A 14,446-nucleotide genomic window follows, 5' to 3' on the forward strand; every position below is an offset into this window, starting at 1 on the left:
CCCGATGAGACGAACCTCCGTACGGCGCCGGGCCGCGCTGGCCGCCGGACTCGCGGCACTGCTCACCACCGCCATGCTCACGGTCGCCGGCAACGCCCAGGCGGCGACGCTGTTCACCGACGACTTCAACGACGGCAACCACACCGGCTGGACGACCTCCGGCGGCACCTGGTCGGTGGCCGCCGACGGCGGGCCGGTGCTGCGCCAGGCCGGCACCAGCTCCAACGCCAGGGCGCGGGCCGGCGCCGCGAACTGGACCGACTACACGGTGACCGCCCGGGTGAAGCCCACGGCGTTGGGCGGCAGCGACCGGTTCGCCGCCGTACTCGCCCGGGTCACCTCCACCACCAGCTACTACTACCTGGCGCTGCGCGGCAACAACACCGTCGAGCTGAAGCGGCTGGCCGGCGGGTCGAGCACGACGCTGGCCAGCGCCTCGGTGCCGGTCTCCGCCGGCACCTGGTACACGCTGAGCCTGCGGGTGTCCGGCACCACCCTGACCGGCCAGGTCGACGGCGGCACGCCGCTGGTCGCCACCGACACCCGGTATGCCTCGGGGGGCGTCGGCCTGGCCACCTTCAACGCCAGCGCCAACTTCGACGACGTGACCGTCTCCACGGTCACGCCGGGTCCGACGCCGACCGTGACGCCGACGGTGGGGCCGACCACTCCTCCCCCGACCACCCCACCGCCGACCACGCCACCACCCACCACGCCGCCGCCGGCCGCGGGTGACCGGCCGGGCGGCTTCGCGAGCCTGAACGCCCTCGGGCAGAACGGCACTACCGGCGGGGCCGGCGGCCCGGTGGTCACCGCCACCAACGCCACCGACTTCCTCGAATACATCGACACGATCGGCCCGCTGGTCATCCAGGTCCAGGGGGTGATCCGGATCAGCAGCAAGAAGGGCGTACGGCCCAACAAGACCATCATCGGGATCGGCTCCACCGCCGAGATCACCGGCGGCGGGCTCGACTTCTACCGGTCGTACAACGTGATCGTCCGCAACATCCGGTTCACCGACGCCGACGACGACGCGATCAACGTGGGCCAGGAGTCACACCACATCTGGATCGACCACAACACCTTCACCGGCGCGGTCGACGGCTCCATCGACGTGGTCCGCGGCGCCGACTACGTCACCATCTCCTGGAACCACTTCGACCACGCCGACAAGAGCATGCTGATCAGCCACTCCGACGGCGCCGGTTCGACCGACATCGGCAAGCTGAAGGTCAGCATCCACCACAACTTCTTCGACAACAGCCGGCAGCGCCATCCGCGGATCCGGTTCGCCGAACCCGTCCACGTCTACAACAACTACTTCCTCAACAACGACCTGTACGCGGTCGCGTCGACCGAGAACGCGGGCGTGGTGGTCGAGGGCAACTACTTCGAGAACGTGCCGTACCCGATCTTCTCCGCCAGCGGCTACGCCGACAGCGGGCCGGGCCGGGCGGTGCAGCGCGACAACATCTTCGTCAACTCGGGCGTACCGGAAACGGCCGGCTCGGTCATCGAACCGGGTACGTACTACGGTTACCGGCTCGACCCGGCGTCCAGCGTGCCGTCCCTCGTACGCGCCGGAGCCGGCGCCGGCAAGCTGGGCTGACCGGCGTACGGCGGCCGTGGTCGGCGCGATCCGACCACGGCCGCCGTCGCGGCTGGTTGCCACCAGGACCCGCCACCCCGGGCGGTGCCCCCGGGCGGCGCCGACTCATCGGCCGGTCTCGTCGGCGGTGAGTCGTCCGTTCGTCGGGTCCACCCGCATCCGGGTACAGATCACGTCAAGCTCTTCGCCGGCCATCTCGTCGGGCACCTCGACCTCGGCCGCGACCTGGCGAGGTCCGGCCAGCGGCGTCACCACGACGCTGTCGTCGCCCCGTTCCGGTACGGCGGCCGCGGCGACGATACGCCCGCCCTCGTCGTAGACGACCCGAAGTCTCATCTGACCATCACCCCGGTGATGCGGATCAGTCCGCCGGACCCGACCGGCCCCTGATTGGGCGAGAGCCGCACGATCAGGTCGGTGCTCTGGTTGAGATTGTTGTCGGAGTGGGCGGCGACCCCGGTCAGGAGCGCCGAGTCTCTCGCCTGGAACGGGCGGACCGACCACCCGAAATAGTTGTCACGGTCACCCGCGACCACGTTCCAAGCCGCTTCGCCGTACGCCTGAAACACGGGGTTAGCCCGAATCAACGTAACCGTAGCCATGGCGTGAGTGTCCTCCGACCCACGCGTGACCACGGCCGATATCAATGAGTTTCCGCACCAGGCGAGCAATGCGGCCGTACGGGAGTTCGGGTCGATCACCACGGCGCTTTCCGGGAATCATCCGGCCGATGTGACGTACACGCTGAAGTGAATGCCGCTGACGGATCGAGTCGCCCGGCGACCACCGGACCGGGGGAAGACCGAAGGCGTCCGCCATGTCTGACGAACGCCTTCGATACTTACGGGTGGAGCCGAGGGGACTCGAACCCCTGACCCCCACACTGCCAGTGGCGATCTCACGACAGTCGGCGACCCGCCACAGGGTTGAGCCGCGCCACCCGCCACCAACTCGCCGCCCGTCCCCGCTTCACCCCATCAATCACCAGGGCTCCTGGCATGGATCTGGCACGCCGACTCTCACTAACTACGTGGATCTGGATGCCGATCCACACCCGCGGAGCATGTCCCGAAAGAGGCTTGCTTGCAGACCCTTACGTGCCGCCCGCAGAGAACTAGGATCTTGCGCACTGTCGGACAAATGCGAGGCAATCAACCCCAACCCACCCACTCATTTTTTACTTTGACATCAAGAAAATACCCACCGAAACCGCAGCCAAAAGCGACACGCCATATAGCGCAATAATTGACGGACTCACAGTAGCCCTAAACACTTTCCGCCATGTAGGGCGATCGACCACAAGGCTCCACTGAGGACAATCGTCGTCAACCGCCGCCTCATATAGGCGCCTATACGCCCGCTCTAGAGACAAGTAATATCCGTCCAGGAGCGCAAACGCACACACGGCATACCCTGCAATAGCCGCCACCACGGGATGAGCCGAAGTCGTGGCCGCAGCCCCAAGGATGGCGGCAGTAACCGTCACACACCACCCCTTGACAGTCGTCGACTGCGACGCTAGTCGAGAAATTACGGTTTGAATCATCTGCAAGTGAGCTTCTGCTGGCACGACCCCATGATCTCAAAGAGACCCGCCCTTGTCACCACGCACCCCGCAACCCATTTGCCACCCGCACGTTGCGATCAAGCCCTCACCGCACATAGACCATTATCCCACTTGCATCCACAGTGGATCTAATATATAATCTTCGAGCCGCGTTGCCCGTTTCAGTAAGGCGCAGCATTCTTCACACAATACAAACGCGGAATCCGAATTACTTCACCATGGGGGAACCTTGCCTACCACGGACACTGTCGAACAACACGACCCCATACGCTGCTTCATTAGCTACGCACGGTCAGATAATGAAACATTCAACGGCGTTGTCGATCAGTTCAAAAAGAGCCTCCAGGGAATGTATGAGGCCAAGACCGGAAGAACCCTGGAGGTCTTTGTTGATCGCGACGACTTGGGGTGGGGCGACGATTGGCGGTCAGGGATAACAGAAGCAGTAAAGTCGGCCACCGCCTTCATACCCATGATTTCAATGAAGTATTTTACGCGCCCACGCTGCCGCGAAGAATTGATGGCATTCTACGAGAATGCTCGAATCATGGAAGTAACGGGACTCATCTTGCCGGTCATCCTGGCCGGAGGCGATAGGATTCGCGCAGATGACGAACGAAAAGAAGTGCGCATCATTGAACAACTGAACCACAAAAGCATAGAGACAGCCATGCTAGAGGGGTACAACTCCGGAGCGTGGTTGACAAGAATGAACGATATTACACTAAATCTCATTCGGTCAGTAGAGAAGGCAGAGACCCATCTGGCCGAAAGAGAGCGCAGCAACGGACGCACCGCAAATCAGAGCGTGCTTACTCCAACCTCCAACGCAATCGAAGATGAGTCGGGCGCCCCATCAGCGGAACCCGACGATGCTCCAGGCTTGTTCGAGCTGATGCAGATATTTACAGACGAGTGCCAACTGATGACAGAGAGCGGCGATAAGGCCTTCGCAGATTTTGCAGAATTTAGCCGCGTTCTCGCCGAACAATTCGAGAGCCTCGGCAGCAAGCCAAGCCCTCAAGCCGTAACCAAAGCTGCACCAGTCATGGCGCAATCCCTTCAGGGACCATCGAGCGATTTTGGCATCTCAGGCGCCGAGGTTGCCGTTCACGCCTCACGAGCTGACGCTGCCATTCGACAGGTTGTCGCCGAGATACAAGCTTCCGAAGTACCCTTCCTGAAGGAGCAGATGTCTGAACAATTGGAGAAGATCCGAGCTGGACTAGATGACACCAACATACCTTTCGAGCAGATAGAGGAAGTTCAGGGATACATTAAGATGGCGCAAATGATCAGCGTCTCTCTCCGCAAAGCGCTGGCGCCAGCCAGTAGGGGATTTGCAGGTCTCCGCGACACTACTCGAATCATCGCATCCTGGCGAGATATTCAGCCCTAGAGCTGATCTAGGCAGCCTCACGCAAGCCACTCTAGTAGAGATCCGCAAGATACGCGCCCACTCCTAAGCGAACACTGCTGGCGATCGCGGTGGCCGGTCGAGAAATTTCCCTCGACCAGCCACCGCGCATCACATTGCCGATACGCGGCCAGGCTTCCGCCACGCCGCCCAAGCGTCATCAATAATTCGTGAAAGATCCGAACGCTTGGGACTCCAGCCGAGTTGGGCACGCGCCTGAGCGACATCTGCGGTGAGATAAGGCGGCTCAGATTTGGGCGGGTTGTGCTTAATTGCGATCGCGACTCCGGCACGTCGCTCCGCTGTGGCAATGACCTCCGCCATACTCACTCCGACCCCGGAGCCAATGTTGAATATATTGTGTCTACCCGGAACACACGTCGAAAGCGCAACGCGCAATGCTCCGGCTACATCTGCGACGTGCACAAAGTCGCGTACTGCTGATCCGTCGCCGTTGACGGTGACGTGGGGAAGTTGGCCAGTAATGGCGCGAAAGATGTTGGGGATGATGCGGGCGGGATCGGTGTCGCCGACTCCGTCAACGGCTCCGGCGATATTGAAGGGACGTACGGTTACCGCGCCGATTGCTCCGGTGAAGGCGTAGGCGGCTACGAGTTGCTCGGCGGCGAGTTTGGACGCGGCGTACGGGCTTTCGGGGTGTGGGTCGAGGTCTTCGGAGAGGGCTCCGGCGTGTTGGGAGCCGTACACGATGTTGGTGGAGGCGAAGACCAGGGATGCGGGTGGGCGGTGGTCGCGGACCGCGTCGAGGGCCATGAGCAGGTTCAGGGTGCCGCCGGTGTTGACGTCGAAGTAGGTCAGCGGGTCGGCGTGGGAGTCCCGGCCGCTGGTCAGGGCGGCGAGGTGTACGACGCCGTCGTACTCCCCTGTCTTAACGATGTCGGCGACCCGGTCGCGGTCGCGGATGTCGCCGGTGACCAGGTCGGCGCCGGCCGGTGGCTTTGCATCGGTTCGACCGCGGGTCATGACGGTGACCTCGTGGCCGGCGGCGAGCAGGTCGACGGTGACGGCGTGGCCGAGGAAGCCGAGTCCGCCGGTGACCAGAACGTCCACGTCAGTTCCTCCCCAGGATGGTCCTGCGATGCTCCCACGCCAGTTGCAGGCACCCGGCCGCGGCCGGGGCGAGGCGTCCGCTGGCGTTCAGTTCCTCGATGTTGTGCCGGGTGAACGGCAGCGCCGAGGTGGGTTTGAGTCGGCCGGTCTTGACGACGGTGCCCTCGGTGTTGGTGCTGACCATGTCGGCGAACAGCCGGTCGTAGGCCGCGCCGTCGAAGACGGCGACGGTCAGGATCTCGCCCCACAGGGTCAGGGCGTCGAGCGCGACGCCGAGGCAGTACACCCGGACCTCGCAGGCCTGGTAGGCGCGATCGAGTGAGGCAAGGGGTTCGGTCCGGTAGTCGGCGGGTTGGCCGTCGCCGCCGTGTTCGGCGTTGCCGAGGAATTCCTCGCTGTACTCGCGGACAATGTTGCGCCACAGGTCGAAGTCGTTGGCCTGGGCCGCGGGCAGGATGCTCGACGGCTGGAAGACGCCGGCCGGCATGATGTGCAGCATCCCGCCGGCTACCGCGACGTTGCCGGCGGCACGGTTGTGCAGGACGAAGGTAACGCCGTCGTCGTCGGCCCGTAGGGTCAGGGTGTTGATCGATGGCACGGTTGGCCGGCGGTGCGGGGTGAACGGGTCGCCGACCAGTCGCCGGAACGTGAGGTTGCGCCAGGTCGCGGGCACGATGCCGCTGCCGTCGCCGGCCACGTGGAAGCTGGCCATCTCGTGGGCCAGGGCCTCGGAGACGTCGACCCCGCCGAAGTATGTGCCTGTGCCGAAGGTCAAGACCTGTTCCGGGTTGGTCCAGTCGACGCCGGTGAGGTACCAGGAGAGCCGGTTGTCGAACAGTCGCGGCTGCTCGACGTCGCGTAGTGCGAGGCTGTAACGCTGGTGGCGCTGGCCGGTGTAGTCGAGCGGGCGTACGCCGGCCGAGGCATCCTCTGATCCGGTGATCTCGGGCGGGGTGTTGCCGTTGGGCGACAGGCCGATTCCGAACCGGGTCAGGTCCACAGGGGATGCCGGTAGCCAGGCAGGGGTGGCGATCAGGCCGGTGTCGCCGACGCGGTTCTCCGGTTCGTACAGGTGGGCCGCTTGACGGGCGAGCGGGACGCGGTGGCTGTTCAGGGCTCGACGGACCGCGCGCCATTCCGTCTGGCTGGCCTCAACCCGGGGACGGGGTCTGGTGTCTACGTCGTAGATGGCGAAGCCTCCGGGAGTGTCCGTCTCTGACGTATCGGGTGTGGTCGGGGTGATCCGTTGCCGGGTCAGGCCGAGGTCTTGTAGGGATACCTCGAAGTGCTCGGCGAGGAGCTGGCGGTAGAGCGCTGACGGATGGGTGACGCCCCGTTCCCACCGGCTGATCTGGTTGGCGGTCACCGCCAACCGCTTGCCACGCTGGCTGCCGAGGCGGTTCAGGGCATCGGCGACGTCCTGCTGTGTCTGGCCAGCCGCGTCACGCAGGTTGTAGAGCGCGAGATTCGGCGTAGCGTCACTCGCCCGTGCCGGCACGGCCGTCACCCCCTCGGCTCTGGCCGCGTCGAGCGCCGTAGTCCGTCGTGCCTACTCGGTGCCTACCTGGTGCACCTGGCTGACGTGCGAAGACCGTTCGATCGTGAGTCGTCAACTGGTGTCCTTGATGCATGAACGACACAAGACAGGGACAGCCGCTACCGGGCTTTACCGTCGTCCGCGATGCGGTCGACAGCGTCGGCCAGGCGGCGAACCTCAACGTGCAGTTCATCGAGCCTGGCCAGCACAATCGACAATTCGCTCTCCGAGGCGGTCGAACCGCCACCGGCCGGCAGTGCACCTCCGGTCAGCCGGGCTTGCAGGTATCCGTCCGGCCAGCCGAGCGCCTGGGAGATCGCGGCGAGCGTACGCGCGGACCGCTTCCGGGTGGCCTTGGCGTGCTGCAACTCCCGGAGCGTGGCCACCGACACGCCCGACCGGTCGGCCAACTCCTTCTGCGACAAGGGCAGTTCAGTCATGCGGTCGTTGATCGCGTTGGCCACGGCCTGCCAGTTCTCCACCCTGCGCCTCCACCTCATCTGACCTGACGCCGTTGATCGTAGCCCTCCTATGGGTTGACTACGCACAACGTAAGCGCTAATTTTAGCGCTGAAACAAGCGCCACCTCTCAGGTGGCGAGCACCGAAGTTGCCGACGGTTGTCGGGGAAGGCGGTACCTCGCGGTGCCGCGCGCCCACGGCCCGCCGTGCGCAGGTTCGTTGATATCGCCCCATATGGCCTGGTCGCCTCCGCTGATAAGGCGACCCACGTGCGGATTCGAGCCGCACCCCCTGACGGATGGTCCCGGGCCGTGCCGTGTGCCGACCCGGGACTCTCGTTTCGAGGAGTGATCCCCATGAACCTCGCCAACTGCATCCGGGTGAGCGCCCCGAAGTCGACTCCCCTGCGCCAGTGCGACCGGTGCGGACGGGTGGGCACGCGTTCGGCGTGCGCCTGCCCGAAGCGTCGCCGCCGCTGACTTTCTGAGAGGAACGACCCCGATGTTTCCCGATCTGGACCCGATCGAGCCGACCGCCTCCGACCTGGCTGCGATCGAGGCGGAGTGGCCGTTGATCGCCGCTGAACTCGACCTGGTCGACGCGGAGATCTCCCTGATCTACGCCGCTGACCACGGCGGTCCGACCGCGCTGGACTGGCGGCGGGTCCGTCGCGCCGAGCGCCGCGTCGTGCGGGCCGCCGCCTCGATCGGCGCCCCGGTCACCCCGTTCCGGCTGGTCGCCTGACCTGCCCCGCACCGAAGGAGGTCCCCGACAATGACCGAACGCAAGTCCCGGCGGGCCGTGTTCGCCGAACTGCTGTTGCTGGCCAACCCGACCAGGATGCAGGTGTTCAGCGACGGCAAGCACCTGAGCATCGACTTCGAGTCGATCGCCGACCTGAAGTCCTGGCTGTTCCTGGCCGGACTCGACTCGGACGACCTGCTGTCCGGCGAGCGCTCCCACACCGACGACGACGGCCGCCCCTACCGGTCGATGACCGCCTACCCGACCTGGCACGGCTGGGAGATCTACGCCTCCGCCCGCGACTACACCGACCCCGGCCCGCTCGACACCGACACGACGGACAAGCTCACCGCGCTGGCGGTGGCCGAATGAGCCTGGTCAGCATCTACAAGCGGCCCGCCCGGGTCGAGTCGGCCGAGACGTTGCGGGCCGGTCTGAAGGAAGCCCGTGAGGTCATCGACGTCCGGCGGGAAGACGCGCGGGAGCGGCGGGCGCAGGACGTCAACCACCGGGTGGCGCTGGCCGCCGTTGACGAGCGTGCCGCAGCTGCGGCACGGGCGCGGCGGGAACGTGCCCGCGACGCCGACGAGACGGCCGCCCTGGCCGAGTTGTACCGGCGGGCGGCCCGCTCCGGTGCGCGGGCGCGGGTACGCGCCGACATCGAACGCTCCGCCGAGATGCGGGCACTCCGGGTCGCCCGGGTCCGGCAGGTGACCCTGCTGGCCGGGATTCCGGTGCTGGCCGCGTTCGCCGCCTGGTCCACGACCGGCGTGCAGGCCGGGGTGGTCCGCCTGCTCGGCCTGGAAGCCGGTACGGCCGGCTGGTGGGCCGGGTGGGCGATGGAACCGGCGCTGATCACGGTGGTGGCGCTGATCATCATCGGTCGGGCGGTGCTGCGGTCGGCCGGTGGTGACACCGACTGGCGTGCCGACGTCGCCGAGTGGGCCGCGTTGTCGCTGTCGCTGGCGCTGAACCTGGCCGGTGGCTGGCACGGTAACGGGTTCTGGACCGCGCTCGGTGGTGGGCTGGCGCACTCGGTCGGCCCGATCGGCGCCGCCGGTACCGCGTTCCTGATCGGCGTGTTCGACTCCTACGCCGCGAACGCCCGGCCGTGGGACAACGCGCCCCGCCTGGCCGACCTGAACCTCACCATCCCCGCACCCGTACCCGTACCGCCCGTGCACAGCGAACCGGCCGCCCCGGTGACCCTGCCGCCGCCGGTTCCGCCGCCCGTGGTCACCCCGACCCCGGCACCCGAACCGACCCCGGTACCGGCACCGCCGGCCCCGGTGGTGAAGGCGGTCCGGCCGGCGAAGCGTCAGCCGTCGGCGGCCGATCGGGTCGTCGCCGCTATCGCCCGTTCGCCGAAGGCGTCGGACGCGCAGATCGCCGCCCGGCTCGGTCTGTCCGAGGCCACGGTGAAGCGCCACCGTCGACACGCTGTCGACAGCGTGTCGACAGACACCCCGCCTGCGGACGCCGCCTGATGTCCGCCCACGCCCGTCACCTGGCCGCGACCGCCGCCGGCTACCGCCGACAGATCGCCTCGGCCCGACACCGGCTCAACCAGCTCATCAGCCAGGCCGAGACGCGCCTGGACGACGAGGACACCGACCGGCAGTACGTGATCGAAGACCTGCTCACCGCACTCGCCGAACTGACCAACGACCTGAACCCCAACCCCTGACCCCGCCCGGCGGCACGGCCCAACGGCCTCGCAAACCAGTGCCGTGCCGCCGGCCCAACCCAACCCTTTTCGAGCTGGAGGAACCCTCATCATGGCTGAGAACAGCCGTACTTTCACGCACCCCGACGTGTTCGCCGCCGCTGCTCGGGGCGAGTCGTGGGCGGAACCGATCACCGACCCGACCCAGATCGACTGGCCGGCCCGCCAGTCGCAGGCGTTGATCCCGTTCGAGGTGGTCGACGGCCGGCCGGTCAACCCGTGCGAGCGCACCTCCGTTCGCTACGGCCGTGGCCGGCTCGGTCGGTGGGGTGAGCAGGTCGCCGCCGACGCCCTGGTCACCGTCACCGACCCCGACGGCAACCGCTGGATCCTGATGGTCGAGCGGGGCGACGGTTTCGGGTGGGCGCTGCCCGGCGGCAAGCGCGACCAGGGCGAGGCCATCGCCGACACCGCCCGCCGCGAGCTGTCCGAGGAGACCGGGCTGGACCTGGCAACGGTCGCGGTCCGGTCGTGGCAGGTGGGACAGCCCCGGTACGTCCCGGACCCGCGCGGGACGGCCGAGGCGTGGATGGTCACCGTCCTGGTCACCTTCGACCTCGGCGACCTGGCCGTGCCGCCGGTCGTGGTCGGTGCCGACGACGCCAACCGCGCCGAATGGGTCCGCGCCGACACCTACCCGGTGCTCACGTCCTGGCTGGCCACCCGCTACGGCGGTCGGGTGTTCGCCGCCCATGAGGCGATGCTCGCCGAAGCGCTGGCCTGACCGCCCCTGTCACCACCGGCCGATCGGCCCGGCCCGCCGGCCGGTGGTGTGCGGAGGCTGCCAGACCCGCTGGCCGCCGCGAGAGGAGACACCCCTGATGGGCAAGAACCTGTTCTCCAAGGCGATGGACGCGATCACGAAGTGCATGCGCTGCCAGGGCACCGGCAAGGAAGAGCACTACGTCAAGGACGCGGCCGAGGTCATGAAGAACGGCCGGACGGTTGCCTACACCAAGATGGCCGCGCTGAAGACCTGCACCGGCTGCGGCGGCACCGGCCGCGTCAGCTACTAGCCCCGCCCGGCGGCACGGCCCTCGTGGACTGGAAACCCGTGCCGTGCCGCCGGTCCCCTTTCCGTCGTGAGACTTCAGGAGAGCACCCATGCTCGCAGAATCTCTCGCCAGAGCGGTCGTGTTCGCGGCCGTGTTCGCCGCCCTCTACGCCGCGCACATGGTCGCGGATCACTGGATTCAGTCGCAGCGTCAGGCGACCTGCAAGGCCGCGCCTGGATGGGCCGGACGGGCAGCGTGCGCCGGACATGTCGTCTCCTACACCCTGACTGCCGCTGCCGCGCTGGGCGCGCTGGTCGTGTTCCTCGGGCTGCCGCTGCCGCTCTGGCAGACCGTTGCCGGGCTGGCGCTGTCGGCGGTGTCGCACTTCGTCATTGACCGGCGGGTGCACTTGCGCCGCCTCGCTGACTGGCTCGGCAAAGACCCGGCCTGGCTCGACCACGGGGGCGGCATGTACGCGCTCGACCAGTCCGCGCATGTCGGCTTCCTGTTCATCGCCGCCCTGGTCGTGGCCGCATGAACAACATCGGCCGGCACCCGCTGATCCGCATGCTGCGCGCTCTCGACCTGCCCACCGCCGACTACGTCGTGTTCGGCTCCGGACCGCTGCTCGCCCACGGCCTACGCACCCAGCTCGGTGACCTCGATGTGGTGGCGCGTGGTGCGGCGTGGGACCGGCTGGCCGCCATGTCCCGCCCCGTGCAGGCACCGTCCGGTCACGGCCGCATGGTCCGGCTCCAGATCGAGGCCGCCGACCGCTGGCTACCCGGCTGGGATACCGACCACCTCATCGGGTCCGCCGAGTGGCACGCCGGTATCCCGTTCGCCCCGCTAGCCGAGGTCCGCCGTTCCAAGCTGGCCACCGCCCGCCCGAAGGACTGGCCCGACCTGGCCCTGATCGATTCCGTCCTGCCCACCACCTGCCCGCGAGGGAGCACCGATGACCAGCAACGCCTACCAGCCCGACGACGACGGGCGCACGATCGATGGTGAAGTGGTCGACGCCGAGGTGGTCGACCTGGACAAGGTCCGCAACCGCCGAGCCGGGGCGGGGGGCACCTCCACCGACCCGGCCAGGCCGGACAGCGACGACGAAGACGACCTGGACGACGGCCCGGCGACCGGTCCGGTGCTGGTCGACAGCGTCCAGGCGCAGCGACGGCCGCGGTTCGACCTGGCGTCGTTTCGTGACGCGAAGCGGGTGCCGATCGTGCCGACGTGGCTGCGGTCCGGTCAGGAGTTCGCCAGCAACCTGGCGTGGGCGGCCGGGTACACGGGGCACGCTGCCGCCTACCACGCGCTGCGGACCCCGAAGTACGTCGGCAAACTCGCCATCCGTTCCCCGCGCGGCGCGTACCGGGTCGCCCGGACCACGACGCGGTGGCTGTTCGACCTGGAAGGCGAACCGGTCCGGCAGGCGACCGTGCAGCGCGCAAACGCCGAGGACTACCTCAAGCTGTCCCGGCAGCGTGACCGCCGGGTCCGATGGCGCGGGATCGTGGCCGCGTTCGGCACGGCCGCGCTGCTGGCCGGTGGGATCACACTGGCGTTCCTTCCCGAGTGGGCACGCTGGACCGTCGCCGGGATGGCGGTAACCCTGTTCGGGCTGCTCGGCGGCACGAGCGACAAGCCGCTGTTGGACACCGCCGTTGTCCGCACCCAGGTCGCCCCGCTGACCTCGGCCGAGGTCGTACGGGCGCTGATCGCACTGAACATCAAGGGCATCAACGACGCCGTCCGCCGGGGTGACACCGGCAAGGGCTGGTTCCCGGCCCCGATCACCCGCGAGAACGGCACCGGCTGGCGGGCCGACGTCGAGCTACCGCGCGGCGTCACCGCCTCATCGGTGGTCGACAAGCGCGAAGAACTGGCCGCCGCGCTGACCCGGCCGCTGGGCTGTGTGTGGCCGGAAGCCAACGCCGAGGTCCACCCCGGCCGCCTGGTCCTGTTCGTCGCCGACCGGGACATGTCCCAGGCCAAACCCGCTGTGTGGCCACTGCTGAAGGCGGGGACGGTGAACCTGTTCCAGCCGTTCGCGTTCGGCACCGACCCGCGCGGCCGGCTGGTCACCCTCACCCTGATGTTCGCATCGATGATCGTCGGGTCGATCCCGCGAATGGGCAAGACGTTCTCGTTGCGGTTGGCGCTGCTCGGCGCCTGCCTCGACCCGCGTGCCTGGATCCTCGGGTTCGACCTGAAGGGCACCGGCGACCTGTCCGCGCTGGAGCCGGTCGCGCACCGCTACCGGGCCGGTGACGACGACGAGGACATCGCCTACGGCCTGACCGCCATGCGCGAGATGCGCACCGAACTGCGGCGGCGCACGAAGGTGATCCGGGAGTTGCCGCGTGACCTGTGCCCGGAGAACAAGGTCACCGACGACCTGGCCAACAACCGCAAGCTCGGGCTACAGCCGATCGTGATCGGCGTGGACGAGTGCCAGGTGTGGTTCGAGCACCCGAAGTACGGCGACGAGTTCGAGGAGATCTGCACCGACCTGATCAAGCGCGGCCCGGCCGCCGGGATCACGCTCATCCTGGCCACCCAACGCCCCGACGCCAAGTCCCTGCCGACCGGCATCTCCGCGAACGCGGTACTGCGGTTCTGCCTCAAGGTCATGGGCCACACCGAGAACGACATGGTCCTCGGCACCTCCATGCACAAGAACGGCATCAAGGCGACCACCTTCTCCCGCCGGGACCGGGGTATCGGCTACCTCGCCGGGGAAGGTGACGACCCGACGATCACCCGCACGTTCTTCATCGACGGCCCGACCGCCGAACAGGTCGTACGGCGTGCCCGGACGTTGCGGGAGAAGGCGGGCAACATCACCGGTCACGCCCTGGGGCAGGTGGTCGACACCGCCGCCGTCCGGCAGGACACCCTGCTCGATGACCTGGTCGCGGTCATGTCCGACAAGAAGCCGAAGGTCTGGGCCACCGTCTTGGTCAAGCAACTCGCCGAACTGCGGCCGGACATCTACACCGGGCTGACCACCGACCAGCTCCGCGCCGCGCTCAAGCCGCACGGCGTCACCCCCGGCCAGGTCTGGGGCAGCGACCCCGACACCGGAGAGAGCGGCAACCGGCAGGGCTTCACCCGCGCCCACATCCTCAAAGCCCTCACCGACCGTGACGGCAAGACCGGGCGCGGCAAGACCGGATAGCCCAACCGACAGTCCTAGGTCTAGGAGCCGTGGCTCCTAGACCTAGGACTACGCCTAGGAATCCAAACAAACCCTGGCCAGCGCACTAGCAACTAGGAGCGCCGCCGGTCCGCACCCTCGAAACGGCCTGTG

General features: G+C 67.4%; 17 protein-coding genes. 12 read left to right on the forward strand and 5 right to left on the reverse strand.

Features of this window, described 5'->3' with window-relative positions; all coding sequences use genetic code 11:
• Nucleotides 1-4: 4 nt before the first annotated feature.
• Nucleotides 5-1,612: a LamG-like jellyroll fold domain-containing protein gene (locus AB0I42_RS03000; RefSeq protein WP_357533641.1), complete on the forward strand. Its 1,608-nt coding sequence runs from the start codon at nucleotides 5-7 to the stop codon at nucleotides 1,610-1,612.
• Nucleotides 1,613-1,717: 105 nt separating this feature from the next.
• Here the strand turns inward: AB0I42_RS03000 and AB0I42_RS03005 are convergent, their stop codons facing one another.
• Together AB0I42_RS03005 and AB0I42_RS03010 are read right to left on the reverse strand one after the other, a co-directional pair.
• Nucleotides 1,718-1,948 (reverse strand): hypothetical protein, encoded by a 231-nt coding sequence (locus AB0I42_RS03005; protein WP_357533643.1) that lies wholly within the window; start codon nucleotides 1,946-1,948, stop codon nucleotides 1,718-1,720.
• A complete protein-coding gene (locus AB0I42_RS03010; protein ID WP_357533645.1) occupies nucleotides 1,945-2,214 on the reverse strand; it encodes a hypothetical protein in 270 nt (89 codons plus the stop codon). Before AB0I42_RS03010 ends, AB0I42_RS03005 begins: the two co-directional genes overlap by 4 nt.
• A gap of 25 nt (nucleotides 2,215-2,239) precedes the next feature.
• On the opposite strand from AB0I42_RS03010, the gene AB0I42_RS03015 reads away from it, so the two are divergent.
• Both AB0I42_RS03015 and AB0I42_RS03020 read left to right on the forward strand, forming a co-directional pair.
• The gene (locus tag AB0I42_RS03015) at nucleotides 2,240-2,365 is read left to right on the forward strand and encodes a hypothetical protein (RefSeq protein WP_357533647.1); all 126 of its coding nucleotides are present in this window, start codon (nucleotides 2,240-2,242) and stop codon (nucleotides 2,363-2,365) included.
• Between the two features lie 1,043 nt (nucleotides 2,366-3,408).
• Nucleotides 3,409-4,578, forward strand: a complete 1,170-nt coding sequence (locus tag AB0I42_RS03020; RefSeq protein WP_357533649.1) for a toll/interleukin-1 receptor domain-containing protein — start codon at nucleotides 3,409-3,411, stop codon at nucleotides 4,576-4,578.
• Between the two features lie 129 nt (nucleotides 4,579-4,707).
• On the opposite strand, the gene AB0I42_RS03025 is transcribed toward AB0I42_RS03020, so the two are convergent.
• The 3 genes from AB0I42_RS03025 to AB0I42_RS03035 all read right to left on the reverse strand — a co-directional run bounded on the left by AB0I42_RS03025 (nucleotide 4,708) and on the right by AB0I42_RS03035 (nucleotide 7,686).
• The gene (locus AB0I42_RS03025) at nucleotides 4,708-5,667 is read right to left on the reverse strand and encodes an NAD-dependent epimerase/dehydratase family protein (RefSeq protein WP_357533651.1); all 960 of its coding nucleotides are present in this window, start codon (nucleotides 5,665-5,667) and stop codon (nucleotides 4,708-4,710) included.
• 1 nt (nucleotide 5,668) lies between these two features.
• A complete protein-coding gene (locus AB0I42_RS03030) occupies nucleotides 5,669-7,165 on the reverse strand; it encodes a helix-turn-helix transcriptional regulator (protein WP_357533652.1) in 1,497 nt (498 codons plus the stop codon).
• 158 nt (nucleotides 7,166-7,323) lie between these two features.
• On the reverse strand, nucleotides 7,324-7,686 hold the full coding sequence (locus tag AB0I42_RS03035) for a helix-turn-helix transcriptional regulator (RefSeq protein WP_357533653.1): 363 nt from the start codon (nucleotides 7,684-7,686) through the stop codon (nucleotides 7,324-7,326).
• A 480-nt stretch (nucleotides 7,687-8,166) separates the two neighbouring features.
• Here AB0I42_RS03035 and AB0I42_RS03040 point away from each other — a divergent pair, with 480 nt between their 5' ends.
• The 9 genes from AB0I42_RS03040 (at nucleotide 8,167) to AB0I42_RS03080 (ending at nucleotide 14,314) form a co-directional block, all read left to right on the forward strand.
• The gene (locus tag AB0I42_RS03040; RefSeq protein WP_357533655.1) at nucleotides 8,167-8,409 is read left to right on the forward strand and encodes a DUF6284 family protein; all 243 of its coding nucleotides are present in this window, start codon (nucleotides 8,167-8,169) and stop codon (nucleotides 8,407-8,409) included.
• A gap of 30 nt (nucleotides 8,410-8,439) precedes the next feature.
• On the forward strand, nucleotides 8,440-8,781 hold the full coding sequence (locus AB0I42_RS03045; RefSeq protein ID WP_357533656.1) for a hypothetical protein: 342 nt from the start codon (nucleotides 8,440-8,442) through the stop codon (nucleotides 8,779-8,781).
• Nucleotides 8,778-9,896, forward strand: a complete 1,119-nt coding sequence (locus AB0I42_RS03050) for a hypothetical protein (RefSeq protein ID WP_357533658.1) — start codon at nucleotides 8,778-8,780, stop codon at nucleotides 9,894-9,896. Before AB0I42_RS03045 ends, AB0I42_RS03050 begins: the two co-directional genes overlap by 4 nt.
• The gene (locus AB0I42_RS03055) at nucleotides 9,896-10,096 is read left to right on the forward strand and encodes a hypothetical protein (RefSeq protein ID WP_357533659.1); all 201 of its coding nucleotides are present in this window, start codon (nucleotides 9,896-9,898) and stop codon (nucleotides 10,094-10,096) included. The genes AB0I42_RS03050 and AB0I42_RS03055 overlap by 1 nt, the downstream gene beginning before the upstream one ends.
• 91 nt (nucleotides 10,097-10,187) lie before the next feature.
• On the forward strand, nucleotides 10,188-10,859 hold the full coding sequence (locus tag AB0I42_RS03060; RefSeq protein WP_357533661.1) for an NUDIX domain-containing protein: 672 nt from the start codon (nucleotides 10,188-10,190) through the stop codon (nucleotides 10,857-10,859).
• A gap of 97 nt (nucleotides 10,860-10,956) precedes the next feature.
• Nucleotides 10,957-11,151: a hypothetical protein gene (locus AB0I42_RS03065; RefSeq protein ID WP_357533662.1), complete on the forward strand. Its 195-nt coding sequence runs from the start codon at nucleotides 10,957-10,959 to the stop codon at nucleotides 11,149-11,151.
• Between the two features lie 88 nt (nucleotides 11,152-11,239).
• Entirely contained in the window at nucleotides 11,240-11,668 is a 429-nt protein-coding gene (locus AB0I42_RS03070; protein WP_357533664.1) for a DUF3307 domain-containing protein, read from the forward strand.
• A complete protein-coding gene (locus tag AB0I42_RS03075) occupies nucleotides 11,665-12,141 on the forward strand; it encodes a hypothetical protein (RefSeq protein ID WP_357533666.1) in 477 nt (158 codons plus the stop codon). The genes AB0I42_RS03070 and AB0I42_RS03075 overlap by 4 nt, the downstream gene beginning before the upstream one ends.
• Nucleotides 12,089-14,314, forward strand: coding sequence for a cell division protein FtsK (locus tag AB0I42_RS03080; protein WP_357533668.1), 2,226 nt, complete (start codon nucleotides 12,089-12,091; stop codon nucleotides 14,312-14,314). The genes AB0I42_RS03075 and AB0I42_RS03080 overlap by 53 nt, the downstream gene beginning before the upstream one ends.
• Nucleotides 14,315-14,446: the final 132 nt, after the last annotated feature.

The organism is Polymorphospora sp. NPDC050346 (genome assembly GCF_040655695.1).
Lineage (GTDB): Bacteria > Actinomycetota > Actinomycetes > Mycobacteriales > Micromonosporaceae > Polymorphospora > Polymorphospora lycopeni.